A 24052-nucleotide genomic window follows, 5' to 3' on the forward strand; every position below is an offset into this window, starting at 1 on the left:
TTGCACTCTCACAGTTCCGCCAGGACTGCACTGAGCCGTCGCAGACGACGGCTCAGCCTCAGCCGGCGCGGCCAGCCGCCCTCAGCCGCTGATCAGCTGCTCCAAGGCGGCGGTCACATCCGGCTGGCGCATCAGCGCTTCCCCCACCAGCACCGCATCGGCGCCGGCGCTCTGCACCCGGTCGAGGTCGTCGCGGCTGAACAGCCCCGATTCGCTCACCAGCAGTGCTCCCCGCTGCCGCACCTGATCGCCGAAACGGACCATCAGTTGCTCGGTGGTGGCGAGATCGGTGTGGAAGCTGGTGAGGTCGCGGTTGTTGATGCCGATCAGGGTGTGAGCCGCCGTGATTGGCTCCGACCAGACGGGCAGGCGCAGCATCCGCTCCAGCTCGTCGGCGTCATGCACCTCCACCAGCACGGCCAGCCCCAGGGCACGGGCCACCTTCATCAGGTAAACCACGTCCTGGTCGGTGAGAATCGCCGCGATCAGCAGGGCCGCATCGGCGCCGGCGGCGCGTGCCTGGTGCAGCTGGTAGGGGGAAAGGATGAAGTCCTTGCAGAGCAGGGGCAGATCCACCACCTGGCGCACCTCAACCAGCACCTCGAAGCCGCCCTGGAAAAATCTCTTGTCGGTGAGCACCGACAGGCAGCTGGCGCCACCGGCCGCATAGCCCCTGGCAATGGCCACCGGATCGAAATCGGCGCGGATCACGCCTTTGCTGGGGCTGGCTTTCTTGATCTCGGCGATCACCGCGGGCTTGCGGCAGCTCGCCCGCAGCGCGGCGACGAAATCACGGGTGGGGGGCAGGTCGCGCAGTTGGCGCTGCAGCGTTTCCAGCGGCACCCGCTCCCTGGCGGCGGCCACCTCGCGATCTTTCTCCCAGACGATCCGCTCGAGGATGTGCTGGGGCTCCTGCTCGGGATGGGAAATGCCGAACTGAAGATTGGCCACCTTCACCGGCGGATTGGGTGGACGGCGACGAATCTCCAAAGCCTCAGGGCAACAGGAGCCGATCGTAAGGGCGGGCACCGAGACGGCCCGTGAGTGGGCCAGGCCTCATCAGGCCACGGCCATGGCCGCCTGCTTGTAGGCCACCTCCACCACTTCACTGAGGGTGGGGTGGGTGTGCACTTCCGTGGCGAGGTCCCCCACCCGCTGGCGGCGGGCCACGGCGTTGGCGACCTCCTGAATCAGGTCGGCGGCGTGCAATCCATAGATGTGGGCGCCCAGCACCTCGCCGGTGTCCTTGCGGAACAGCAACTTCATCAGCCCATCGCTTTCCAGTTCCGCCAGCGCCTTGGAGTTGGCCTTGAAGTAACTGCGCACGCTGCCTAGCTCAAACCCCTCGGCCGCCGCCAGCGCCTTGGCGTCGGCTTCGCTCAGGCCCACCGAGCTGATCTCGGGATGGGTGAAGGTGGCGGCCGGGATCGAGCGGTAGTCGATCGCACGCGCATGGCCAAGGATGTTGTCCACGGCCACGGTGCCCTGGGCGGCGGCGGTGTGGGCCAGCATCATCTTTCCGGTCACGTCGCCCACGGCCCAGAGATGGGGCACGGGCGTCTCGCCCGCCAGCACCTGGAGCTGGTCGTTCACGGGAATGAAGCCGCGGTTGGTTTCCACGCCCACGCTGGCCAGGTGTAGATCCTTGCTCACCGGCACCCGCCCGGTGGCCACCAGCACCGCATCCACTTCCAGCACCTCCACCAGCTCCTTGGTGGCCATGGCGGCCAGTTCGATCCGTACCGGCGCCCCCGGGGTCACCTTGCGGGCCAGCAGACCGGCGCGGGTGTCGATGTCCCGGCCGTCGATCAGGTGGCGAGCGGCGATCTTGGCGATGTCGGGATCAAAGGTGGGCATCACCCGATCGAGCGCCTCGATCATCGTGACCTCGCAACCCAGTGCCGTGTACACATCGGCGAATTCCAGGCCGATGTATCCGCTGCCCACGATGGCAATCCAGCGGGGCAGCCACTCCAGGCTGATCGCTTCGTCGCTGGTGAACACCGTGCGTCCGTCGGTTTCGATTCCGGGCGGCACGAAGGGATCCGAGCCGGTAGCCACGATCACATCGCGGGCGGTGAAGACCTGCTCCACCCCGTTGCTCTGGCGCACCGCCACCCGCTGATGCCCGTCGAGGCGCCCCTTGCCCCGCAGGATCACGGCCCCCGACCGCTCCAGGGTCTTGGTGAGATTGGTGCGGATCGTGGCCACCAGCTGATTGGCGTGATCGGCGATCTTCTGCCGCTCGAAGCGCACCGGCGCGGCGTGGATGCCGAAACCTTGCAGGTGCTTGGCATCAGCCAGCTCCCGCACCCGGCCACTGGCGGCCAGCAGCGCCTTGGAGGGCACGCAGCCGCGGTTCACGCAGGTGCCGCCCATGTCACGCGATTCGATGATCGCCGTGCGCAGGCCATGGTCGGCCGCATGCTTGGCCGCATCGAAGCCGCCGTAGCCGGCGCCGATCACGATCACGTCGTAGTCGAAGGAAGAGGCGCTGCTGTCGCTCACCGGGGCGTGTCTCAGGGAGTGACCGGCATTCTCTCCTGTTGCTGGCGCCAGCGTTCCAGCAACAGGGGCCCGGCCGCCACGGCCACGTTGAGGGATTCCACGGCGGCGCTGTGGGGAATCGTGACCCGGTGGCTGCAACAGCTGAGCAGGTCGGCGCTCAGCCCTGCACCTTCGTTGCCCAGCAACAGCACGGTTGGCAGCGTCCAGTCGAGCTGCCAATAGGGAATCGCGGCAGTGTCGGCCCCAGAGGCGCTGGCCTCAGAGGCGGTGGGTGCGCTGCGGGCCATCACGGTGGTGGCCACCACCTGGGCCCCTTGCGCGCGGGCCTGCTGCAGGCGCAGGGCGAGGCCTTCGAGGCGCTCAAGCGGCAGGGTGAGGGCCGCGCCGGCGGAGGCGCGCACCACTTTCGGCTGCCAGGGGTCGGCGCCACCGGCCAACCACAGCGCCTCGACCCCGGCCGCCAGGGCCGTGCGCATCAAGGTGCCCAGGTTGCCCGGATCCTGCAATTGCTCCAGGGCCAGCACGAACCCCGGCCTGGCGGGCGCGGCGGGACGGGGCAGGGCCAGGCTCAGCACCACCCCATCGGGATGCTGGGTGGTGGCCGCGGCCGCCAGCACCGCCTCATCCACCGGCTGCAGCACCGCCGCCATCGACGGATGCTGGTGCAGCAGGGCCTGATGGGCCTCGATCCAGGCGGGTGTGGCGAGCAGTTCGCCCGCGGCCAGGCCAAGTCGGGCGGCTTCCTCGATCAGGTGGGTGCCTTCCAGCAGCACGCGTCCCTGCTCGCGCCGTCCACGGGATTCATGCAAGGCGCGGAAGCGCCCCACCACTGGATTGCGCCGGCTGGTGATCAGCGGACGAAAGAACGTTGCTGGCTCCCGCGACCCTGAGGGCTGGCCAGTGGCCTCATAGTGGCTCTGCTCGGCAGATTGGCCAGATTGTCTTGGCTCCGCAGATTGCAGTGGCTCACCAGGTTGACTGGGGTCACCGGATTTCCGGAGTTCTTGGGCTGGCCAGGGGCCGCCGGCCTGCGGGAGTTCAGAAGACCTGATGTTTTCTGACATGCATGGAATCCTTCATCACCAGTTCGGTGGCATGAAGATCCATTCCTTTGACCGCCGCCACTTCGCCGCGGATGCCCTCCTCGCGGAGGTTTTCAACGAGCTTCTGCAGCACAATGTCCTCGACGGTGGTTTCGTCGAAACCGCCAGGGGTGAGGCGTTCAAGAAAGCGCCCGATCTTCCCCGCCACGACCTCGGAGGAATTGCTGATCTTGAGGACGATCATGGAAACGGGAGCGCGACGGAGGAGAACCCGGATTGGAGGTTCCTACAGGACAGAGGGAGTGGGCTGAAAAATGATGCGGATGGGGAGACTTGAACTCCCACGACATTGCTGCCACTAGTACCTGAAACTAGCGCGTCTACCAATTCCGCCACATCCGCTGGCGTGCCGCCGCAGCGACCGAGCAACCCTAGATCATCGCCTGCACGGCCGGCCACCGGCTACCGCGTCACGCCACGGGGTACTCCGGAAGACAGTTCAGGGGGCGGACGGCTAGACGGTGCGCCTCTGAATTGTCAAGATGCCGGCACCATCGGCTATGTAATCAGCCATGACCGTGACCGCCGCCGTGGCTCCCCAGCTGATGGTCAATCCCCGCCTGGAGATCCTGGGGGGACACCGTCTGGCCGGCGAGCTGCGCGTGAGCGGCGCCAAGAACTCGGCGCTGGTGCTGATGGCGGCCTGCCTGATGAGCACCCAGCCCCTGCGCCTGCGGAACATCCCTCCGCTCACCGACATCGCGGCGATGGGCGAGATCCTCGGTGCCTTCGGCGTGAAGGTGAAGCGCGGTCCCGACTGGATCGAGCTTGATGGGGCCCATCTCACCCACTCCACCGCCCCCTACGAACTGGTCAACAGCCTGCGGGCCAGCTTCTTCTGCATCGGCCCGCTGCTGGCTCGCCTGGGTGTGGCGAAGATTCCCCTTCCTGGTGGCTGCCAGATCGGTTCCCGTCCGGTCATTGAGCATGTGCGGGGCCTCAAGGCGCTCGGCGCCCAGGTCACCATTGATCACGGTGTGGTCTCGGCCGTGGTGCCCGGCCGCAGCCATCGGCTCCACGGCGGCCACATCCACCTGGAATGCCCCAGCGTCGGCGCCACCGAAACGTTGATGATGGCCGCGGCTCTGGCCGAAGGCGAAACGGTGATCCACAACGCCGCTCTCGAGCCTGAAGTGGTGGACCTGGCCGGCCTGCTGATCGCCATGGGGGGCAAGGTGCGCGGCGCTGGCACCCCCACGATCACGATTGTTGGGGTCGAGCGGCTCCATGGCGCCGATTACGCCGTGATTCCCGATCGCATCGAGGCCGGCACCTTTCTGCTGGCAGCGGCGATCACGCGCTCCGAGCTGCGAGTCGCCCCGCTGATCCCCGACCACCTCGGTGCCGTGATCAGCAAGCTCGAAGAAGCCGGCTGCTCGCTGGAAGCGGATGGGATCGGCATGACCATCCGCGCCGACCGGATTCAGGCCCTCGACCTCCGCACCCAGCCGTTCCCTGGTTTCCCCACCGACCTGCAGGCCCCATTCATGAGCCTGTTGGCCACGGCCTCGGGCACGAGCATGGTCGTCGAGACGATCTTTGAAAACCGCCTGCAGCATGTGGCTGAGCTGCAGCGCATGGGGGCTTCGATCCGCATGCAGGGCAATACGGCGTTCGTGGAGGGGGTGGCCCGGCTCAGCGGCGCTCCCGTGCAGGGAACCGATCTGCGCGCCTCGGCGGCGATGGTGCTGGCGGGTCTGGCCGCCGATGGCACCACCAGCGTGCAGGGCCTGGAGTTCCTCGACCGCGGCTACGCCGATCTGGAAGGGAAGCTCAACAGCGTCGGCGCGGCGATCCGCCGCGTGAATGGCTGAGCGGAGCTTCGGGCGGTTGCCCGTTGCTCGGGCGAGGGGCTGATTCCCGCCTCCCCCTACAGTCGTTGAGCGGGAGCGTGCCGGAATTGGTAGACGGACTCGACTCAAAATCGAGCGCCTTCGGGCATGTGGGTTCGAGTCCCACCGCTCCCATCCCTCCAGCCTCAGCCCCATGTCCGTAGAGATCGCCGCTCCACCGCGGCCCGCTCCCACGCTGGTGCTGGTGCCCGACCCGGTGATGGACACGTACGCCCGCTTCCCCCTGGAGTTGGCGAAGGGCAAGGGCGTTTGGGTGCAGGACACTGCCGGCCGCCGCTACCTCGACTGTGTCGCCGGCATCGCCACCTGCACCCTCGGTCACAGCGACCGTGTGATGCGCAAGGCGCTGTCACGGCAACTGGGCCGCCTGCAGCATGTGTCGAACCTCTACCGGATTCCCGAGCAGGAGGAGCTGGCCGCCTGGATCACCAGCCGCAGCTGCACCGATCGGGTGTTCTTCTGCAATTCCGGCGCCGAGGCCAATGAGGCGGCCATCAAGCTGGCCCGCAAACACGGCCACACCGTGCGGGGCATCGAGCGGCCGATCATCCTCACGGCCCAGGCCAGCTTCCACGGCCGCACCCTGGCGGCGGTGAGCGCCACCGGCCAGCCGAAGTACCACCACGGCTTCGAGCCCATGGTGGAAGGCTTCCGCTTCTTCCCCTACAACGACATCGCCGCGTTCGAGGCGCTGCTGACGGCCTGCGAGGCCGACGGCCCCCGCGTTGCCGCCGTGCTGATCGAGCCGCTGCAGGGCGAAGGGGGGGTGAACCCTGGGGATCCCGCCTTCTTCCGTCGCCTGCGGGAGCTCTGCGACCGGCACAGCATCCTGCTGATCTTCGATGAGGTGCAGATCGGCGTGGGCCGCAGTGGTGCGCTGTGGGGCTACGAGCAACTCGGCGTCGAGCCCGATGCGATCACCTTCGCCAAGGGCCTCGGCGGTGGCATCCCGATCGGAGCCCTGGCCGTGAAGTGCTCGGTGGATCACTTCCGCCCGGGCGACCACGCCAGCACCTTCGGCGGCAATCCCTTTGCCTGCCGCGCCGCCCTCACGGTGGTGCAGGAGCTGGAGCGGCGCACCCTGGTGCCGCATGTGGCGGCCATGGGCATGGTGCTGCAGTCGCTGTTGCGGGATCTGGTGGACCAGCGCCCCCACCAGCTCGAGGGGGTGCGCGGCTGGGGGCTGCTGCAGGGTCTGGTGCTCAAGGCCGACAGCGAGCTCACGGCGCCGGCGATTGCCCTGCGGGCGATCGAAGCCGGCCTGCTGGTGGTGCCCGCCGGCCCGCGTGTGGTGCGCTTCGTGCCGCCGCTGGTGATCCGGCCCAAGCACCTGCGCCTGGCGGTCAGCCGCCTCGCGCAAACGCTGGATGCGTTGGCCGGCGCCTGAAGCTGTCGAACGCCTCGGTTTCTCATCGGTTCCCACCCATCGACGACTTCGCTGACCTGATCGAACCGTTCAGCCGTCGCGGGGTGGACCTGGGCCTGGTGCGTCTGCGGGCGGCGCTGGCGGAGCTGGGCCATCCCGAACGCCGCTTCGCCGCCGTGCAGGTGGCTGGCACCAACGGCAAGGGCTCGATCTGTGTGCTGCTCCATGCGGCGCTTCAGGCCGCCGGCCATCGCTGCGGGCTCTACACCTCGCCCCATCTGGTGAGCTGGTGCGAGCGGATCCAGCTGGGGGCCGGTCCCATCGCTCCCGCCCACCTGCGCCATCTGCTGACGGCCCTGCAGCCGCTGGCGTGCCGTCACGATCTCACCCCGTTCGAGCTGGTGACGGCGGCGGCTTTCGTGGCCTTCGCCGAAGCCGGGCTGGAGATCGTGGTGCTGGAGGTGGGGTTGGGGGGACGGTTGGATGCCACCACGGTCCACCCTGATCGCCGCGTGCTGGGATTCGCCAGCATCGGCCTCGACCACGCTGAATTCCTCGGTGACAGCGAGGCGGCGATCGCCGCTGAAAAAGCCGGCGTGCTGCATGGGGCCGCTGCGGCCGTGTCTGGCCCCCAGCGGCCCGATGTGGCGGCCGTGCTGGCGCAGCGGGCGCAGCTGCAGGGCTGCCCACTTCACTGGGTGAGACCGCTGGAGCAACAGGGGCAGGAGCTGGTGGCGGGTCGGCTGCGCTGGCGCCATGGTCTGCCGGGCGACATGCAGCGCACCAATGCGGCGGTGGCGCTGGAGATGCTCCAGGTGCTGCGCCGCCAGGGCTGGCACCTCCCCGATGGGGCGATCAGCGCGGGGTTTGCCGCCGCCCGCTGGCCAGGCCGCCGGCAGCGGGCGCGCTGGGGCCAGCTGCCCCTGCTGCTGGACGGGACGCACAACCTGCCGGCGGCCCAGGCGCTGCGGGCCGAACTTGACGGTGGCGGCAGGGGCAAGCCGGCGCCGCCCCGGCTCTGGGTGCTGGGCATGCTGGCCAACAAGCAGGGCCCGGAGATGGTGCACGCCCTGCTGGCCCCCGCGGATCGCTGCTGGCTGGTGCCCGTTCCCGGCCACGCCTGCTGGAGCGCCGCCGAGCTGCGCAGCGCCTGCCCCGAGCGGGCCAGCGCCCTGCTGGCTGCCGCCAGCCTGGAAGAGGGACTGGCGGCGGCGTCCACCGTCTGGGAGACCGTTGCCGGGGCCCCGCCGGTGGTGGTGGCGGGCTCGCTCTACCTGCTGGGCAGCCTGCTGGCGGCTGGCACGCTGGACCTGGCCCCCGGAGCAGGGGAGAGTGAGGACGGCATGTCCGTGCTGGAGCGATGACAGTGAGGCATCAAGAGGGAATGACGCATAGAGAGGTGGTGGTGCGTAAAGAGGCAGTGGAAGCGGCCACGCTGCCGGGCTGGCGCTGGCTGGCGGTGCGCCCAGCCCTGGCCGTGAACACGCGCTTGGCCGCACTGGCCGTGCTGGTAGCGGCGCTGCTGCTGGGGGCAGGCCTCGGGCCGCTGCCGGCTCTGGCGCTCGACACCTCCGCCGGGGTGGGCCTCCAGGAGCGCGCTCTGTTTCAGGACCGGGTCGATTACACGCTCACCAACCAGAGCGGCGTGGATTTCAGCGGTCAGCAGCTCGCCAACACGTCGTTTGCCGGCGCGCTGGGGCGGGATGCCGATTTCTCTGGAGCCGATCTGCACGGCTCGATCCTCACGCAGGGAGTGTTTTCGCGCTCCGATTTCCGTGGCGCCGATCTCTCCGACGCGCTGATGGACCGGGCTGACTTCAGTGAAACCGATCTGCGCGGTGCCCTGCTGCGCGGGGTGATCGCCGCCGGCAGCAGCTTCAGCGGCGCGCAGGTGGAGAACGCCGACTTCACCGATGCCCTGCTGGACCGCGCCGATCAGCGCGCTCTCTGCCAGCGGGCCAGCGGCACCCACCCGCTCACCGGCATCAGCACCCGGGCCAGCCTGGAGTGCGGCTGAGCGCAGGCAGCCCCGCCCTGTTTGGCCGGGGATGGCCGGGCGTCCGCGTGTCTGAATGTGGGCGGGGTGATCAGCCGCAGCTGGTCCAGCCGCGCAGTTTGCCGGGGTTGAGCAGCCCCGCTGGGTCATAAGCCATCTTTGCGGCCACCTGGTCGGCATCGATCACCCCCAAGCCGCCGTCTTCCACCGTGAGGCTGTGGGGGTTGAAGAGCAGGGCGCCCAGGTCCCTGGCCTGCTCCATCAAGGCCTGCAGCGCCGCCCGATCCCGCCAGCGCACCAGAGGAATCGCCGCCAGACGTTGCTGGCCCTGCTGACGCACGCCCTCCAGGTGCCAGAGCAGGTCGTCGCCCCAGCGCTGCTTCAAGGCGCCCAGCGTCGGCCCTTCCGGCTGGGGCAACAGCATCTGCAGATAGGTCCAGCCCTTGTCCTGCGCCCGCAGATGCAGGGTGGTGTGGTTCCAGGTGAGTTCGCGCAGGGGCAACCCGCGGCTTTCCCCCTCCGCTGCTTGCCACACCAGGGCTCCGCCCAGTTGATCCAGCAGCGGCATCAGGGCCGGCAGGGCATGGGGGGCGGCCAGCAGCAGCAGCCGGTGGCCGCGGGCCGCCGGGCAGCCGCCGGGCAGGGGGAGCTGGCGGGCGGCGGGCGCCTCCAGCAGGCAGAGTTCCTGCAGCACCAGGGCAGCGCAGGGCAGCAGCCTGGCGGCCTCCAGCGCCCTGTCCCAGTCTGCAAAGTCGACCACCAGCTGCTGCCAGGTCTCGGCGGCGGCGGTTGGCACGGTGACCGCCGTGAGGATGCCGTTGGTGCCGTAGGCGTGATTGAGCGGCCGGCTGCCGGTGGCATCGAGCGTCAGCAGCCGCGGCTCGGGCTCCACCGTCACGATCTCCAGGCCCAGCAGGTTGCCGGGATCCCGCAGGAAGCCCCAGCGCAGGGAACCGATGCCTCCGGATCCCCCGGCGATGAAGCCCCCCAGCGTGGCGCTGCGGGAGGTGCTGGGGGTGAGCCGCAGGGCGCGGCCCCGGGCCGCCAGTTGACGGTCGAGGTCGCCCAGCAGGCAGCCCGCCTCTGCCGTGAGCACGCCGCTGGCCGCATCGAACTGCCGCAGCTGTCGCAGGCCGCTGAGATCGAGCACCACGCCACCGGCGAGCGGCACGCACTGGCCGTAATTGCCGGTGCCGGCGCCCCGCACGGTGAGCGGCACCTGCTGTTGGGCGCAGGCCGCCGCCACCTGCTGCACGTGCCCCAGCTGCGTGGCCTTCACCACCAGCTGGGCGTGGTGACCGCTGAGCAGCGGCGTGAGTACCGGCGAATAGGTGAAGAAGTCGTGGGAGAGTTTCTCAAGCTCGCTGCCTCGCCCCACCAGCTCCGCAGCGGGGCCGCTGCCCGGGGGGCCGGCGGCGGCACGGAGCTGCCGGGACACCGCTTCGATCCGCTCTGCGCTCACGGGAGTGGGCAGGCCGGCGGGCAGGGCGACAGGGAGCAGCGCGACCGGTGCGCTGGCAGGGGAGCGGGTCACGGGGAACGGGGCAGTGGTTTCAAGCTGGCAGGCTCTCAGGCTCTCAGGCTGGCAGCGCTTCGAGCAGTTGCTGCAGTGGCGACGGCGACGGGGCCGGCAACCAGCGACCCGCGCGCAGCACCCGCCGCGGTACAGGCCGGGCCAGCAGGTCGCTCCAGCTGGAGGCGCCCAGCAGGAGCAGATCAGCGGGTGCCCCTGGTCGCACCACCCCGTCCCAGGCCAATCCCATCAGGCGGCTGGAGGCGGTGGTGAAGGGCATCAGGCCCTGGCGCTGCCATGGGGCCAGGTGAGCGGCCGGCATGGAGAAGCGCAGCAGGTCCAGGGGATCGAAGTCTCCGCCCGGATACCAGGGATCCTGCACGTTGTCTCCCCCCACCGCCACCGTCACCCCGGCGCGCTGCAGCTGGCGGATCGGTGCCAGCGGGCGTTGGGCGGGGGTGTGGCCGTCGCGGTGCCCCAGCAACCAGAGGTTGGTGGTCGGCAGCGCCACCACCGCCAGCCCCGCCTCGGCCATGGCGTCGGCGAGGGGCAGCAGGCGGCGCACCGGTAGCTGGGACATGCTGCAGCTGTGGCTGCAGCACACGGGCACACCGATACGGAGCTCGATCACGAGGCGGGCGGCCAGGGCCACGCCAGCGCCAGCGCCATCGGCGCTTTCGTCGATGTGGAGGTCCACGCCGCAACCCAGGCCATCGGCCAGGCGCAGCAGAGCCCGCAGTCCTTCGCCATCGGCGCCGTCGGGGGGGAACGGGGCGCCCAGCACGCCGCCCAGCAGCACCCCGCCGGCCGCGGCTGCACTCTCCCCCCGCCGGCCCAGCAACTGACGCGCCAGTTGCTCGCCTGCCGCGGTGGCCCAGTGCCTCACCGGCACCAGCGCCACCAGTTGCAGCGGCAGCCGCTCCGCCCACGCCTGCTGCAGATCGAGCAGGGCCTCCCAGCTCACCTCGGCGCCTGGGCCGAGGCTGTCGACATGGCTTCGCATGGCCCGCAAGCCGTAGCGCCAGCCTTGGTCCAGGGCACGCTCCGCGCGCGCGTGCACCTGTTCCACACTGCGTTCGTGATGCTCGCGCTGGTTGGCGGCCAGGGCGCCCGCCATCGTTCCCGTCCGGTTGGGATGGCGCTCCCAGCTGAAGGCCTTGTCGAGGTGGGCGTGGGGCTCCAGCAGGGGGGTGAGGGCGAGCGGCAGCCGTGCCTCGGCCTGTGCTGGATAGGGCTTGATCGCGGTGAAACGCCCTTCGGCATGCTCCAGCTCGACGGCTACCAGGCCTTCGGCATCAGCTGCCGGCAGGTGGACGGCGCCTGGATCCAGAAGGCAGCGCGGCAGCCGCAGGGGCGGCAGGGGTGTGGCGCTCACGGTCTGGCGTCGCTGGTGGCGCCTGCGTCGTTCTCCTCTCTGCCGTCCTTCGAGGTGGAGAGGATCACGAAGTGCCCGGCGCCGGCCAGGGTGATGACCCGGTAGCGGGGAATGCGCAGGAATGGCAACACCTCCTGGCCCCCGATCTCCGTCTGGTACAGGCTGAAGACGCCGAAGTTGTGCCGCGTCGTGCCCTGCCGGGCCAGGGCGCCAAGCACCTGCGACTGGCTGCGGATCAGCTCCGGGCAGTTCTGCACCACAAGCCGCAACGGCATCGGCAGCCCATCTGCGCCGCAGACCTCCTCCACCGCCAGTTCCACCAGCTGATCGCCGGCGAAGCTTTCGAAGTCGTTCGGTGGAGGGTTGGTGAACAGGAGGGCCAGGGCGGTGCCTCCGAGGCCAGCCGCTCCGGCCAGCAGCGGCCAGAGGCGCGAGGCGGATGGGGGCGCGGCGGGCAAGGGGCAGCAGGCGGGGCTACTTGATACATTGGCAAAGACCACGGCGGGCGTAGCCAAGTGGTTAAGGCAGCGGCTTGTGGCGCCGCCATTCGGGGGTTCAAGTCCCCTCGCTCGCCCTCAAAGCCGCCACCAGTCGATCGGCTGCTGCGCGGCTCCTCACCGGATCCCCGCAGGGGAGTCCGGTTTTTTTCTGCCCATCCGCGCAGGCCGCCGCCGCTTCCGCCTCCCCCAGCAGCGCCGTGTTGAGCGCTACGGCCCGCACCCGCACCGGCGGCAGGCCGCCCGGACGGCCCAGCGCCGCCAACTGCTCCACCGCCGCGATCAGCTGAGGCAGCGGGGGGATGGGGATGGTCGGATGCCGCGAGATCGCCCGCTGACCGGCGCGATGCACCAACAGCAGACCGGTGGGCTGGCTGCCGCGCAGCAGCGGCAGGGTGGCGGTGGAGCCCGGATGACAGAGCGAGCCCTGGCCTTCCACCAGCACCAGGGTGCCGTCGTTGCAGGCCGCCACGGCCGGGTCGCCGCCCCCACCGGCCTGGCAGGCCTCTAGCACCGCCCCCTCCACGGCCCCGGCGGCGTAATCCACGCGCACGGCATCGAGCGGCACCCCGCCGCCGCTGATCAGGATGCCCGCCTGGCCGGTGCCCACGAAGCGGGAGTCGAGGCCTTGGCGGCGGGCGGCGGCCACCAGCTCCAGGCAGGCGCTCATCTTGCCCACGGCCATGTCGGTGCCCACAGCGAGCAGGCGCTGGCCGGGCAGGGCTGCGCAGCGTGCCGCAGCCACCTGCAGCCCTGGCGGCTCCTGCCGCAGGTCCCAGATCCACTGCTGGGGACCGCGCAGGGCCGCCAGCGAGGGGTCGTCGGCCAGGCGAGTGTGCAGCCCGCTGGCCACATGCAGACCGGCCTGCAGGGCGGCGGCCACATCGCGGCGCAGTGCTTCCGGCAGCAGGCCGCCCGAAGGCGCCAGCCCCACCACGGCCACCTCCGGGCCGTAGGGGAGAGCCTCCGCCAGGCTGGCCACCACCGGAATGGCGCGGGGGATGCCGGTGACCTGCTCCAGCGGCAGACCTGCCTGCGCCGGATCGATCACCGCCACGATCGGCCCGCTGCGGTAGCGCAACAGCGCCAGGCCCGTCTTGCCGGACAGATTGTCGAGGCCATCGTGCTGCAGCAGCACCACCCGGGCCGAGGCGCTCAGCACCGTGGCGGCTCCGGCGGGGAAGGGCCGGCGGCGGTCCCATCGGGGACGGCACCCTCTGAGGGGGGCTGACCCAGGCCCGGCCGGGAGCTGGGGCGCAGGATGTCGCCATCCCGCTCCGGCTCGCTGAAGGGGGCGTCCACCAGGTTGAGGTGGCTGTCCAGATCGGGCCAGCGCACCAGCGGCAGCAGCTGGGCGGCGGCCCCGTTGAGCAGGGCGCTGTCCGAGTAGCAGCCGAGCATCAGATCGAGGCCGAGGCGTCGGGCGGTCTGCGCCATCAGCCAGGCCTCCGACAGCCCGCCCGTCTTGAGCAGCTTCAGGTTCACCCCATCGACATGGGGGGCCAGCCGCAGCAGGTCCTGCAGATCCCAGCAGCTCTCGTCGGCCACGAGCGGGATCGGGCAGTGCAGGTCGAGAGCGGCGAAGGCGGCGGCATCGGCCTCCGGATCCTGCAGAGCGGGCAGCGGCTGCTCCACCAGCACCACCCCCTGCTGCGCCAGCCAGGGAATCAGCTGGCGCGCCGTGGGCAGGTCCCAGCCGCCGTTGGCATCCACCTGCAGCTCGGCGCCGGGGAACCCTGTGAGAGTGGTGGCCACCGCCTGCACCAGGGCCCGGTCGTGGTCGGCACCATCAGGGCTGCCGAGCTTGAGCTTCACCCGCCGCGGCCTGACACCGAGCCGCTCCTGCCAGCCCACCAGCCGGGCGCGCACCTGCTCCACCGTGCCCAGCCCCAGGGTGACGCTGGTGGGGGTACAGGCCTGGCGATCGAGACCCCAGAGGCGCCAGAGCGGCTCGCCCAGACGGCGGCCCCACCAGTCGTGCAGAGCCAGATCGACGGCGCAGCGGGCCGGCGGCGAAAGCCCCGCGAGCAGGGGCTGAAGGGCCTGCAGCTCGCTCGGATCGCGGGGGCGGCCGAGGGCGTCGGGGCTCTCCAGGCGCGGCAACAGGGCGTCCAGTTCCGCCGCCACGTCATCGGTGCTGAACCGTCGATGGCCGGTGTCGAAGCCGCCGGCCTCGCCCTGGCCGATGGTGCCGTCGTGCTCAATCTCCACCAGCACACGCTCCACCCCACGCGAGGTGCCGCGGCTGATCGTGAGCGGCACGGCCTTGGTGAGGGAAAAGCGGCGAAGACGAGCGTGCATGCTCGGAAAGGGGCGTGCATCGGTTCCCCCCACAGGCAGTCTCCGCCATGGCCGGTGGTTTGCGCCATCCCCGGCTCCTCGCGCCGTGATCCGCAGACGCACCCTGCCCAGGGATCCATGCCATGGCCGAAACTGGTGCGATGAGCGCGACCCCACCCACCAAAGGCAGCTACTGGATCACCACCTTCGGCTGCCAGATGAACAAGGCCGATTCCGAGCGCATGGCCGGAATCCTCGAAGCCATGGGCTACGCCGCAGGCAGCGATGAGCATTCCGCTGATCTGGTGCTCTACAACACCTGCACGATCCGCGACAACGCAGAACAGAAGGTCTACAGCTATCTAGGCCGCCAGGCCCAGCGCAAACGCACCAATCCCCACCTGACCCTGGTGGTGGCAGGCTGCGTGGCCCAGCAGGAGGGAGCGGCGCTGCTGAGGCGCGTGCCCGAGCTTGATCTGGTGATGGGCCCCCAGCACGCCAACCGGCTCGGCACCCTGCTGGAGCAGGTGGCCAGCGGTCAGCAGGTGGTCGCCACCGACGACCACCACATCCTCGAAGACATCACCACCGCCCGCCGCGACAGCGCCGTCTGCGGCTGGGTCAACGTGATCTACGGCTGTAACGAGCGCTGCACCTACTGCGTGGTGCCCGCGGTGCGGGGCCAGGAGCAGAGCCGCACCCCGCAGGCCATCCGGCTGGAGATCGAGGGGCTGGCGGCACGGGGCTTCAAGGAGATCACCCTGCTGGGCCAGAACATCGATGCCTATGGCCGCGACCTGCCCGGCATCACCCCGGAGGGCCGCCGCGCGCACACCCTCACCGACCTGCTGCATGCGGTGCACGACGTGGAGGGGATCGAGCGGATCCGCTTCGCCACCAGCCACCCCCGCTACTTCACCGAACGGTTGATCGAGGCCTGTGCCGTGCTGCCCAAGGTGTGCGAGCACTTCCACATCCCCTTCCAGAGCGGCGACGACGACGTGCTCAAGGCGATGGCGCGGGGCTACACGGTGGAGCGCTACCGCCGCATCCTTGAGCGCATCCGGGAACGCATGCCCGATGCGGCGATCAGTGCCGACGTGATCGTGGCCTTCCCCGGCGAAACCGATGCCCAGTTCCGCCGCACCCTGGCCCTGATCGAGGAGATCGGCTTCGACCAGGTCAACACCGCCGCTTACTCGCCCCGCCCTGGCACCCCCGCCGCCGGCTGGCCCGGCCAGGTGAGTGAAGGCGTGAAGGTGGAACGGCTCCAGGAGATCAATGCCCTGGTGGAGACCACCGCCCGGGCGCGGAGCCTGCGTTATCTGGGCCGCACCGAAGAGGTGCTGGTGGAGGGGCGCAACCCCAGGCATCCCGATCAGTGGATGGGCCGCACCCGCACCAATCGGCTCACCTTTTTCCCCGCCGCTGAGGCTGACCCTGCGGCAGCCCAGGCGCAGCGGGGAGCAGCACCGGGGGCAGGGACGATCCAACCGGGGTCGCTGGTGCCGGTCAAGATTGAGTCGGTGCGGGCGTTTTCGCTCTCCGGCCTGCCGCGTGTGCCGGCACTGAGCTGCTGAGCCGGCGGGCCGCGTCTTCCCAGCACTGATACGTTTGGCCTCTCGCTTTCGGCCCTGCGGCCTGACTGACGCCATGCCCTCAGCCCCGTGCACGATCGGACTGGTGTTCGGAGGGGTCTCCGGGGAGCACGCGGTCTCGATCCGCTCGGCGGTCACGGTGGCCGGTGCCCTGCGCCGTGGCGCCAACGTCGGCCGCTACCGCCTCTGCTGCTTCTACATCGACCTGCAGGGCCACTGGTGGCCGCCGGCGGTGGCCGATGCGGTGCTGGCCCAGGGCGTGCCACCGGCGGCCGACCAGTTGCCGGCCACCCCGGTGCGCGCCGGCTTCCAGGGCCTGCCCACCGGCGCCGCTGATGTGGAGGTGTGGTTTCCGGTGCTGCATGGCCCCAACGGCGAGGACGGCACCATCCAGGGGCTGTTCAGCCTGATGCAGGTGCCCTTCGTGGGATCCGGCGTGCTCGGCTCCGCCGTGGGCATGGACAAGCTGGCGATGAAGGCCGCCTTCGCCGCCGCCGGTCTGCCCCAGGTGGCTTACCAGGGCGTGGATGCCGCAGAACTGGAGGGCCAGGGTGTTCCCCTGAAGCTGCTCGAGCGGCTGGAGCACCATCTCGGCTACCCCTGCTTCATCAAACCGGCCAACCTCGGCTCTTCCGTGGGCATCAGCAAGGCGATCGACCGCCCCAGCCTGCTGGCCGGGCTGCGGGAAGCGGCCCGCCATGACCACCGCCTGGTGGTGGAACGGGGCGTGACGGCACGGGAGCTGGAGTGCGCCGTGCTGGGCAAACGCCAGCTGCGCGCCTCGGTGGTCGGCGAGATCCGTTTCGATGCCGACTGGTACGACTACACCGCCAAGTACAGCGAAGGGCTCAGCCACACCCTGATCCCGGCGCCGGTGGCGGAGCCGGTGAGCGAGCGGGCGCGGGCCATGGCCATCGAGGCCTGCCGGGCGGTGGCGGCCGAGGGGCTCGCCCGGGTGGATTTCTTCTACGACGAGGCCAGCGGCGATCTCTGGCTCAACGAGATCAACACCCTGCCGGGCTTCACCTCCCAGAGCATGTATCCGATGCTCTGGGAGGCCACTGACCTCCCACTGGAGGGTCTGGTGCACGAGTTGGTTCAGTTGGCGAGAGAATCACGCCGTGATCTGCAGGCAGGAGCTCAGGCGGCATGACGCACGGATTGCTCTGGCTCCCTCTGCTGCTGGTGTTTGTGCTGCTCACGGCGCTGGGCTGGCTGGAGCGCCGGCGGCAACGCCTCTTCCGCGACTGGGCCTCGGGGGCGGAGCTGGCCAAGCTCGATGGCTGTGGGGCGGCGCTCCTGCGCGACGGCCAGCTGATCTGGAGCACGTTTGAGGCGGGGCAACTCAAGCCCCAGGGCGAGTTCCAGATCAGCAAGCTGGAATTGCTTGAGCTGATGGCGCTTGGTTCCGGTGATGCGCCACTTACCGAAGAAAGCCAGGGCAGCTGCCGGCTCAGGCTGGTGGGCAACGGGGTGCAGAAGGATGTGCCCTTCTCCGATGCCGAGCGTGCACGCCGCTGGATGCACGACCTGATGGCCCGCTCCCGTTGCGAGCTGTGAGCCAGGCCCCTCTGCCTCCTGGGGTGGAGCGGCGCCGCCAGTTGCGCCTTCAGCGCCGCAATGAACGCCTGCGCAACTTCTGGCGGCTGCTGCTGCTCTCCGCCGGTGCCGCCGGTCTGGGGTACGGGCTGCTGCGCCAGGGCTGGTCGCTACGGGGGCCGGATCAGGTGCTGGTGATCGGCAGTGAGCAGGTGAGCCGCGAGGAGGTGATCCGCGCCGCCCAGCTGCGCTTTCCACTCACCCTGTTGAGCCTGCAGCCACGGGAGCTCAAGGATCGGCTGGCGGCGACGTTGCCGGTGGAGCAGGTGGGCGTCCAGCGCCTGATGCTGCCACCCCGTCTGCGCATCGATCTGGTCGATCGCCAGGCGGTGGCCATGGCTGAACGCCGCACCCCTGCCGGCCTCCAGCGGGGCTGTGTGGACCGGCTCGGCAACTGGATGAACTGCGGCCCCCACCAGCTGACGGCCAAATCCGGTGGCGTCTCACCCAGCAGCCTGCTGGTGCTGGGCTGGCAGCCGGCCTACCGAGCGCCCCTGGCCCAGGTGTTGGCTGAACGGGAACAGCTGGGTGGAAACCTCAGCCAGATCCGTTTCGAGCCCACCGGCACGATCGTGCTGCTCACCCGCAACCTGGGCGAGGTGCGCCTGGGGCCCCCAGACGGCCAGCTCACCCGTCGCCTCGAGGTGCTGGAGCATCTGGAAGAGGAGCTTCCCGCCCGGGTGAAGGGCAAGCCGGTGAACACGATCGATCTGAGCGATCCCGACCGACCGGAACTGGGCCTCACCGTGCGCACGCCTGCGTCTGCCGCCCCTCGCCGTACCCCACCCACTGCCAACTGAGACCACCGATGCCGTTGCAGCTGCCAGCCCGTGTGCTCAGGCCTTTCTCCTCACCTGACGGGCTCGGTTGCGAGAATGGAAGATTCGGGCGAATGTGTGGGATCAGACAATCCTTTTCCCGCACCTGAAGGACATAATGCTGTCCGAGATGAACGGTTCAGCGCGCTTGATGGAGACTGCACCGGAAGGCCTCCCCCTCGTCGACCACGTTGGCTCCAACGGACACGCCGTGACTTCTTCTCATCCCAGCAGCAACGGCATCGTTCCCAGCCAGACGGCCCGCATCGAGGTGATCGGCGTCGGGGGTGGAGGAAGCAACGCCGTGAACCGGATGATCGCTTCCGATCTGCAGGGGGTGGGCTTCCGAGTGCTCAACACCGACGCCCAGGCCCTGCTCCTCTCCCAGGCCCAGAACCGGCTGCAGCTCGGCCAGAAACTCACCCGCGGCCTCGGTGCCGGTGGTAACCCTGCCATCGGTCAGAAAGCGGCGGAAGAGTCCCGCAATGAGCTCCAGGAAGCGATGCAGGGTGCCGATCTGGTGTTCATCGCCGCAGGCATGGGGGGTGGCACTGGCACCGGTGCGGCACCGATCCTGGCCGAGGTGGCCAAGGAGTGCGGCGCCCTTACCGTGGGGATCGTCACCAAGCCATTCAGTTTCGAGGGTCGCAAGCGGCTACGCCAGGCTGAGGAGGGCATCGCCCGTCTGGCGGAGCACGTCGACACCCTGATCGTCATCCCCAACGACCGCCTGCGCGATGCCATTGCCGGCGCTCCCCTCCAGGAAGCCTTCCGTCACGCCGACGACGTCCTGCGCCAGGGCGTCAAGGGCATCAGCGACATCATCACCAAACCGGGCCTGGTGAACGTCGACTTCGCTGACGTGCGCTCGGTGATGACCCTTGCGGGCACCGCTCTGCTGGGCATCGGCGTTGGCTCGGGGCGCTCCCGCGCGATCGAGGCCGCTCAGGCGGCGATGAGCAGCCCGCTGCTGGAATCGGCCCGCATCGACGGCGCCAAGGGCTGTGTCATCAATGTGAGCGGCGGCAAGGATATGACCCTTGAGGACATGACCACCGCGGCGGAGGTCATCTACGACATGGTCGACCCCGACGCCAACATCATCATCGGAGCCGTCGTCGACGATCGCCTCGAGGGCGAGATCCACGTGACCGTGATCGCCACTGGCTTTGAGAGTGGTGCTCCTTACCGCTCAGAACGCTCCACCCCCTCCTTCGCCACGCCGCCAGCCGCCGAATCCCCCGCCGATCACCGCGGCGCCAAGATTCCTCCCTTCCTGCTCAACCGCCAGTCCCACCTCCGCGAGGAGTGAAGCGTCAGCCAGGTCGAGGGTTCCTTAGGGCGTCTGGCGATGAGCTACGGCCTGCGCGGATCTCAGTCGAGCTGATCCCGTTCTATCCAGGGCTAGCGGCGTAGCAGCTTGGCCGGCGGGTCTCAGCGGCGGAAGGCCTGCGTTGAAAGCCGAAACGCTTGGGTTGAAGAGGGTGACCCGGAGACCACGCCTGCCTGGAGCATCCCGTGTGGCTGCTCCCTTCCAGGCCTGACCAGATTTGGGCGTCCGGGCCGCGTGGGTCCGAGTCGTGGCGATGCTAGCAAGGGAGTGCCTGCGCCCTAGCTCGCGTGCCCCTGCGCCCTGCAGATCTGATCCAACGCAAGCAGGCTGGTCTGCCGATCCGGGTGCTCACTGCCTGGGATGCCCTCTCGGCGGCGCTGGTGCAGGCCGCCGGCGTGGAAGCGGTGCTTGTGGGCGATTCGCTGGCGATGGTGGTGCTCGGCCACGCCACCACCTTGCCGGTCACGCTGGAGGAAATGATCCACCACACCAAGGCGGTGGGCCGGGGCTTACAGGGCGCTGCGGCGGAGCGGCCCATGGTGATCTGTGATCTGCCCTTTCTCAGTTATCAGTGCGGCGGTGATCTGGCCATGGCTGCCGCCGGCCGGGTGCTGAAGGAAACCGAGGCTGCGGCGGTGAAGCTGGAAGGCGGTGAGGCGGAAACCGTGCAGGTGGTGGACCGGCTGGTGCGCAGTGGCGTGCCGGTGATGGGGCACCTCGGTCTCACCCCCCAGTCGGTGCACCAGCTGGGCTACCGGCGCCAGGCGAACGATCCGATCAGCCAGGAACGGTTGCGGCGCCAGGCCAGGGATCTGGAGGCGGCCGGCTGCTTCGCCCTGGTGCTGGAGCATGTGCCTGCCCCGCTGGCTTCCAGCCTGCGGGGCAGGCTCGCGATTCCTGTGATCGGCATCGGTGCCGGCGACGACTGCGACGGCCAGGTGCGGGTCACGGCCGATCTGCTCGGGCTGACCAGCCGGCAGCCGCCGTTCAGTCCGCCACTGATCGATGGGCGCCAGCTGGCGGTTCAGGCCCTGCGCCAATGGACGGAAGACTGGACGCCCGCTGCTCCCACCATTCGACCATCACCCGCAGCACCGCATTGCTGAGGGCGAGGCCGGCGGGATCGCTGAGCCGCCAGCGCCCCCCCTCGATCCGCAACAGTTCGCGGCAGTGGGCGCCTGAGAGCTGGGCCAGCAGATCCTCGAGGTCGGCGTTGCTGAGGCCATGGCGGCGGGCCAGCTCGGCCATGGCCACCCCTTCGCGCCGCCGCAGCCCCACGATCATCAGTTCATCGAACGCCATGCCGCCACCGCTGGGCTCAACTGCCGGCTGATCCATCGCTGTGGCCTGTTCCATCCCCTCCGTCAACCAGGCGGCATAGGCCGCGCGGGTACGGGGCCGGGCCAGTCGCAGGCCGTACGGCGCCGAGGTGGCACCCATGCCGAAGCCCCACCAGCCCGCGCCGCTCCAGTACACGCGGTTATGGCGGGAAGCGTGGCCAGGCGTGGCGTAGTTGGAGATCTCGTAGTGGCCGTAGCCAGCCGCGCGCAGGCGCTCCCCGGTGAGATCCATCAGATCGGCGCCCAGATCCGGCTCCGGCAGCTCCAGCTGGCCCTGCTGTTGCCGCCGCGCGAACACGGTGCCGGGCTCCACGATCAGGTCGTAGATCGAGAGGTGGGGCGGGCTGAGGGCAAGGGCCTGGTCCAGTTGCCCGCGCCAGTGGGCCAGGTCCTGCTGCGGCAGGCCCTGAATCAGATCCAGGCTCCAGCTGCGCAGGTCACCGAGCTGGCGCGCCTGCTGCAACCAGCTGGCCGCTTCCAAAAGATCCCGGCGCCGGTGGCGCCGCCCCAGCCGCTCCAGCACCCCGTCATCGAAGCTCTGGCCCCCCAGGCTGACGCGGTTCACCCCCGCCGCCAGGACGCCAGCGAGGCGGGGGCGATCAAAGCTGGCGGGATCCATCTCCAGGGTGATCTCGGCCCCGGCGGCGATGCCGTAGCGCTGCTTCAACGCCTCCAGCACGGTGCGGATCTGGCCAGCGGTGAGCAGCGAAGGTGTGCCACCCCCCAGATACACCGTGGAGAGCGGCGGGCCGGCCGGGCTGGCGGCGATTTCGCTCAGCAGCAGCTTCAGGTAGGCCTGGATCGAGCCGGAGCTGGCACCATCGGCCCGATCGCCGAGCGGCACCACGGCGAAGTCGCAGTAGAAGCAGCGCCGCTGACAGAACGGGATATGCACATAGGCGCTGCGCGGCCCCCGGGATTCACCTGTGGTGGGGATGTCCATCGCCAAATGGTCGGTTACGACGCCCGGTCAAAGCGACCGGAATCGGGCATGCTGCAGGTCCTGAGCTGAGGGACCCCACAACCGAACCCATGGTGGATCCGCTCATCCTGCTGCTGTTTCTCATCTCCGGCGCCGCCACCGGCTGGCTGGGGGTGGATCTGCTGCCGGAAAACCTGCTGATCCAGGTCACCAATCTGGAGGGCCTGCGCTGGGTGCTGGGCGGTTTCGGTGCCTTCTTCGGTCTGTTGGCGGGCTTCTTCTTCCAGCTGCTGCGCCGCCGGCTGATGCGGCAGGTGCGCACCATGCCCACCGACCTGCTGGTGAGCCGGGCGGTGGGCTTGATCCTGGGGCTGCTGGTGGCCAACCTGCTGCTGGCGCCGATCCTGCTGCTGCCGCTTCCCTGGGAGGTGGTGTTCGTCAAGCCGTTGGCGGCAATCCTCAGCAACGTGTTCTTCGGCGTGCTGGGCTACAACCTGGCCGAGGTGCACGGCCGCACCCTGCTGCGCCTGTTCAACCCCTCCAGCGCCGAGGCGTTGCTGGTGGCCGAAGGGGTGCTGCAGCCCGCCACCGCCAAGATCCTCGATACCAGCGTGATCATCGACGGCCGCATACGGGGGCTGCTGGAGTCGGGATTGCTGGAGGGCCAGGTGATCGTTGCCCAGGCGGTGATCGACGAACTGCAGCAACTGGCCGATTCCGGCAACGCCGAGAAAAGGGGCAAGGGCCGGCGCGGCCTCAACCTGCTGGCGGCGCTGCGCGAAACCTACGGCCGCCGCCTGGTGGTGAACAGCACCCGCTACGAGGGCAGCGGCGCCGACGAGAAGCTGCTCAAGCTCACCGCCGACACCGGCGGCACCCTGCTCACCGCCGACTACAACCTGGCCAAGGTGGCCCAGGTGCAGGAACTCAAGGTGATGAACCTCAGCGCCCTGGTGGTGGCCCTGCGGCCGGAGGTGCAACCAGGCGATGCCCTGCAGCTCAAGATCGTGCGTGAAGGGAAGGAGGCCGACCAAGGCGTGGGTTACCTGGAAGACGGCACCATGGTGGTGGTGGAGGCTGCCCGCAAGCGCATCGGCCAGCGGCTGCCGGTCACCGTTACGGGCGCCCTGCAGACGCCCACCGGCCGCATGGTGTTCGCCCGCTGCGACCATGAGGATCCCCGACCTGCCGCCGAGGTCCGTCAGCCCGCAGGCCCCCGCTAGGCTCCCAAGAGGTTTTCCGGGCGTTCCCTGATGTCGGTGTCGGCTCCCTACTACGGCGATTCCGCCGTGATGCGCACACCGCCGCCCGACCTGCCGTCGCTGCTGCTCAAGGAACGCATCGTTTACCTGGGCCTGCCCCTCTTCTCCGACGACGACGCCAAGCGCCAGATGGGCGTGGACGTGACCGAGCTGATCATCGCCCAGATGCTTTATCTGGAGTTCGATAATCCCGAGAAGCCGATCTTCTTCTATATCAATTCCACCGGCACCAGCTGGTATTCCGGTGACGCGATCGGCTTTGAAACCGAGGCCTTCGCTATCTGCGACACGATCCGCTACGTGAAGCCGCCGGTGCACACGATCTGCATCGGCCAGGCGATGGGCACCGCCGCGATGATCCTCTCGGCTGGGGCCAAGGGGCACCGGGCGGCCCTGCCCCATGCGTCGATCGTGCTGCACCAGCCCCGCTCCGGCGCCCGCGGCCAGGCCAGCGACATCCAGATCCGCGCCCAGGAAGTGCTCACCAACAAGCGCACCATGCTGGAGATGCTTTCGGAAACCACCGGCCGCAGCGTGGAGCAGCTCAGCAAGGACTCCGACCGCATGACCTACCTCACCCCCCGCGAGGCCCTGGAATACGGCCTGATCGACCGCATCCTTACCACCCAGAAGGTGCCGGTGCCGCTGGCTGGCGCCGTCTGATGCCGTGCGGGCCGGCTCCTGCCTGC

Annotated in this window: 22 protein-coding genes, 3 tRNA genes and 1 other RNA gene; 14 read left to right on the forward strand and 12 right to left on the reverse strand. The window is 69.5% G+C overall.

The window, feature by feature from the left end:
* Positions 1 to 81: 81 nt before the first annotated feature.
* From trpC to KQ303_RS03835, 5 genes are all read right to left on the reverse strand, one after another.
* On the reverse strand, positions 82 to 990 hold the full coding sequence (trpC, locus tag KQ303_RS03815) for an indole-3-glycerol phosphate synthase TrpC (RefSeq protein ID WP_259729224.1): 909 nt from the start codon (positions 988 to 990) through the stop codon (positions 82 to 84).
* Positions 991 to 1059: 69 nt separating this feature from the next.
* Positions 1060 to 2508, reverse strand: coding sequence for a dihydrolipoyl dehydrogenase (lpdA, locus tag KQ303_RS03820; protein WP_255099752.1), 1449 nt, complete (start codon positions 2506 to 2508; stop codon positions 1060 to 1062).
* An 11-nt stretch (positions 2509 to 2519) separates the two neighbouring features.
* Positions 2520 to 3317: an RNA methyltransferase gene (locus KQ303_RS03825; RefSeq protein WP_259729225.1), complete on the reverse strand. Its 798-nt coding sequence runs from the start codon at positions 3315 to 3317 to the stop codon at positions 2520 to 2522.
* A gap of 229 nt (positions 3318 to 3546) precedes the next feature.
* Positions 3547 to 3795, reverse strand: a complete 249-nt coding sequence (locus KQ303_RS03830; RefSeq protein ID WP_094510338.1) for a hypothetical protein — start codon at positions 3793 to 3795, stop codon at positions 3547 to 3549.
* Between the two features lie 74 nt (positions 3796 to 3869).
* Positions 3870 to 3953 (reverse strand) — tRNA-Leu (locus KQ303_RS03835).
* A 170-nt stretch (positions 3954 to 4123) separates the two neighbouring features.
* On the opposite strand from KQ303_RS03835, the gene murA reads away from it, so the two are divergent.
* The 5 genes from murA to KQ303_RS03860 all read left to right on the forward strand — a co-directional run bounded on the left by murA (position 4124) and on the right by KQ303_RS03860 (position 8847).
* Positions 4124 to 5425, forward strand: coding sequence for a UDP-N-acetylglucosamine 1-carboxyvinyltransferase (gene murA, locus KQ303_RS03840; protein ID WP_259729226.1), 1302 nt, complete (start codon positions 4124 to 4126; stop codon positions 5423 to 5425).
* Positions 5426 to 5496: 71 nt separating this feature from the next.
* A tRNA-Leu gene (locus KQ303_RS03845) sits at positions 5497 to 5578 on the forward strand.
* An 85-nt stretch (positions 5579 to 5663) separates the two neighbouring features.
* Entirely contained in the window at positions 5664 to 6851 is a 1188-nt protein-coding gene (locus KQ303_RS03850; RefSeq protein ID WP_259729276.1) for an aspartate aminotransferase family protein, read from the forward strand.
* 83 nt (positions 6852 to 6934) lie between these two features.
* Positions 6935 to 8194: a folylpolyglutamate synthase/dihydrofolate synthase family protein gene (locus KQ303_RS03855; RefSeq protein ID WP_259729227.1), complete on the forward strand. Its 1260-nt coding sequence runs from the start codon at positions 6935 to 6937 to the stop codon at positions 8192 to 8194.
* Between the two features lie 20 nt (positions 8195 to 8214).
* Entirely contained in the window at positions 8215 to 8847 is a 633-nt protein-coding gene (locus tag KQ303_RS03860; protein WP_259729228.1) for a pentapeptide repeat-containing protein, read from the forward strand.
* A 70-nt stretch (positions 8848 to 8917) separates the two neighbouring features.
* On the opposite strand, the gene KQ303_RS03865 is transcribed toward KQ303_RS03860, so the two are convergent.
* From KQ303_RS03865 to KQ303_RS03875, 3 genes are read right to left on the reverse strand one after another with little or no spacing between them, the layout of a single operon-like run.
* Positions 8918 to 10360, reverse strand: coding sequence for an FAD-binding oxidoreductase (locus KQ303_RS03865; RefSeq protein ID WP_259729229.1), 1443 nt, complete (start codon positions 10358 to 10360; stop codon positions 8918 to 8920).
* Between the two features lie 43 nt (positions 10361 to 10403).
* Positions 10404 to 11714, reverse strand: a complete 1311-nt coding sequence (locus KQ303_RS03870) for an amidohydrolase family protein (protein WP_259729230.1) — start codon at positions 11712 to 11714, stop codon at positions 10404 to 10406.
* On the reverse strand, positions 11711 to 12172 hold the full coding sequence (locus KQ303_RS03875) for a DUF4359 domain-containing protein (RefSeq protein ID WP_259729231.1): 462 nt from the start codon (positions 12170 to 12172) through the stop codon (positions 11711 to 11713). Before KQ303_RS03875 ends, KQ303_RS03870 begins: the two co-directional genes overlap by 4 nt.
* A 43-nt stretch (positions 12173 to 12215) precedes the next feature.
* Between KQ303_RS03875 and KQ303_RS03880 the strand changes: the two genes are divergently transcribed.
* Positions 12216 to 12288: transfer RNA gene (locus tag KQ303_RS03880), tRNA-His, on the forward strand.
* On the opposite strand, the gene KQ303_RS03885 is transcribed toward KQ303_RS03880, so the two are convergent.
* A complete protein-coding gene (locus KQ303_RS03885) occupies positions 12270 to 13373 on the reverse strand; it encodes a DUF1611 domain-containing protein (RefSeq protein WP_259729232.1) in 1104 nt (367 codons plus the stop codon). The genes KQ303_RS03880 and KQ303_RS03885 overlap by 19 nt on opposite strands.
* Positions 13367 to 14512 (reverse strand): dipeptide epimerase, encoded by a 1146-nt coding sequence (locus KQ303_RS03890; RefSeq protein ID WP_259729233.1) that lies wholly within the window; start codon positions 14510 to 14512, stop codon positions 13367 to 13369. The genes KQ303_RS03885 and KQ303_RS03890 overlap by 7 nt, the downstream gene beginning before the upstream one ends.
* 122 nt (positions 14513 to 14634) lie before the next feature.
* Between KQ303_RS03890 and miaB the strand changes: the two genes are divergently transcribed.
* From miaB to ftsZ, 5 genes are all read left to right on the forward strand, one after another.
* Entirely contained in the window at positions 14635 to 16071 is a 1437-nt protein-coding gene (gene miaB / locus KQ303_RS03895; RefSeq protein ID WP_311134114.1) for a tRNA (N6-isopentenyl adenosine(37)-C2)-methylthiotransferase MiaB, read from the forward strand.
* Positions 16072 to 16144: 73 nt separating this feature from the next.
* On the forward strand, positions 16145 to 17242 hold the full coding sequence (locus tag KQ303_RS03900) for a D-alanine--D-alanine ligase family protein (protein ID WP_259729235.1): 1098 nt from the start codon (positions 16145 to 16147) through the stop codon (positions 17240 to 17242).
* Positions 17239 to 17649 (forward strand): hypothetical protein, encoded by a 411-nt coding sequence (locus KQ303_RS03905; protein ID WP_259729236.1) that lies wholly within the window; start codon positions 17239 to 17241, stop codon positions 17647 to 17649. Before KQ303_RS03900 ends, KQ303_RS03905 begins: the two co-directional genes overlap by 4 nt.
* Positions 17646 to 18488: a cell division protein FtsQ/DivIB gene (locus tag KQ303_RS03910; protein WP_259729237.1), complete on the forward strand. Its 843-nt coding sequence runs from the start codon at positions 17646 to 17648 to the stop codon at positions 18486 to 18488. The genes KQ303_RS03905 and KQ303_RS03910 overlap by 4 nt, the downstream gene beginning before the upstream one ends.
* 169 nt (positions 18489 to 18657) lie before the next feature.
* Positions 18658 to 19818: a cell division protein FtsZ gene (ftsZ, locus tag KQ303_RS03915; protein WP_399232828.1), complete on the forward strand. Its 1161-nt coding sequence runs from the start codon at positions 18658 to 18660 to the stop codon at positions 19816 to 19818.
* A gap of 171 nt (positions 19819 to 19989) precedes the next feature.
* Here the strand turns inward: ftsZ and ffs are convergent.
* Positions 19990 to 20086, reverse strand: an RNA gene (gene ffs / locus KQ303_RS03920) — signal recognition particle sRNA small type.
* Positions 20087 to 20132: 46 nt separating this feature from the next.
* Here ffs and panB point away from each other — a divergent pair.
* The gene (gene panB, locus KQ303_RS03925; RefSeq protein ID WP_259729277.1) at positions 20133 to 20945 is read left to right on the forward strand and encodes a 3-methyl-2-oxobutanoate hydroxymethyltransferase; all 813 of its coding nucleotides are present in this window, start codon (positions 20133 to 20135) and stop codon (positions 20943 to 20945) included.
* On the opposite strand, the gene hemW is transcribed toward panB, so the two are convergent.
* The gene (gene hemW / locus KQ303_RS03930; protein WP_259729239.1) at positions 20827 to 22122 is read right to left on the reverse strand and encodes a radical SAM family heme chaperone HemW; all 1296 of its coding nucleotides are present in this window, start codon (positions 22120 to 22122) and stop codon (positions 20827 to 20829) included. The genes panB and hemW overlap by 119 nt on opposite strands.
* Before the next feature lie 89 nt (positions 22123 to 22211).
* On the opposite strand from hemW, the gene KQ303_RS03935 reads away from it, so the two are divergent.
* Both KQ303_RS03935 and KQ303_RS03940 read left to right on the forward strand, forming a co-directional pair.
* Entirely contained in the window at positions 22212 to 23324 is a 1113-nt protein-coding gene (locus KQ303_RS03935; RefSeq protein ID WP_094510350.1) for a PIN/TRAM domain-containing protein, read from the forward strand.
* A 30-nt stretch (positions 23325 to 23354) separates the two neighbouring features.
* Positions 23355 to 24026 (forward strand): ATP-dependent Clp protease proteolytic subunit, encoded by a 672-nt coding sequence (locus KQ303_RS03940; RefSeq protein WP_094510351.1) that lies wholly within the window; start codon positions 23355 to 23357, stop codon positions 24024 to 24026.
* The last annotated feature ends 26 nt before the right edge of the window (positions 24027 to 24052 follow it).

The sequence above is a fragment of the Synechococcus sp. CS-1333 genome, assembly GCF_025128015.1.
Taxonomy (GTDB): Bacteria; Cyanobacteriota; Cyanobacteriia; order PCC-6307; family Cyanobiaceae; genus MW101C3.